The following is a 394-nucleotide window of genomic DNA, read 5'->3' on the forward strand; positions in this document are numbered from 1 at the left end:
ATTGAAAGCCATACCGCATCTCCCAGTGTAAACGGGTCGATGCTCAATCCGAAGCTGAAGAAAAACATTGCACCGAAGAAATCGCGAAACGGCACAACCAAATGCTCGATCCGGCTTGCATGTTCTGTCTCGGAAAACACGAGTCCGAGAAGCAGGGCGCCGATTGCTTCGGCAACGTGAATCGTTTCCGAAAAGCCGGCGACAAAGAACAGCAGCGCAAAGATCACGATAATAAAGACTTCGTTTGAACGGATATCAAACAGCCGATTTAACAATTTTGGCAGCTTCCTGGCAACGATAAAGAACAATATCATGTAGCCAAAAGCGATCAAAATCGAAAGCAGCGCCGATCCGACTGAAGTTGAGTCACCTAGGACGAGCCCACGAGACGTAG

1 protein-coding gene is annotated in these 394 nt (G+C 48.5%); it reads right to left on the reverse strand.

Going from position 1 to position 394, the window contains the following annotated elements; genetic code table 11:
• A partial coding sequence (locus J0695_RS46500) for a cation:proton antiporter domain-containing protein (protein WP_206970084.1) occupies positions 1–394 on the reverse strand: 394 nt, incomplete at both ends.

It is taken from the genome of Streptomyces beijiangensis, assembly GCF_017315755.1.
Classification (GTDB): domain Bacteria; phylum Actinomycetota; class Actinomycetes; order Streptomycetales; family Streptomycetaceae; genus Streptomyces; species Streptomyces beijiangensis.